Annotated in this window: 1 protein-coding gene; it reads left to right on the forward strand. The window is 70.7% G+C overall.

Annotation, left to right across the window (positions count from 1 at the left end):
• Positions 1–263, forward strand: a 263-nt coding sequence (locus SB719_RS20860; RefSeq protein WP_412159847.1) for a dihydrofolate reductase, incomplete at both ends; no start/stop codon positions are given.

Raw genomic sequence — 263 nt, forward strand, 5'->3', positions numbered from 1 at the left:
CGAATCGCTGGGGCGTGCCTTGCCGGAGCGTCGCAACCTCGTCCTGACGCGCAGCGGCGCGGTGCCCTTCGCGGGCATGGAAGCGGTCGCTTCGCTCGATGCGGCGCTGGCGCAGTGCGCCGCCGCCGACGAGCTCTGCGTCATCGGCGGCGGCGAGATCTATGCGCTGACCCTGCCGCTGGCGACCCGTCTGCACCTGACCCACGTCGACACCATAGTCGACGGCACCGATGCGTTCTTCCCCGCGTTCGATGCCGTCCGGT

The sequence above is a fragment of the Pantoea sp. SIMBA_079 genome, assembly GCF_046940275.1.
Classification (GTDB): domain Bacteria; phylum Pseudomonadota; class Gammaproteobacteria; order Enterobacterales; family Enterobacteriaceae; genus Pantoea; species Pantoea borealis.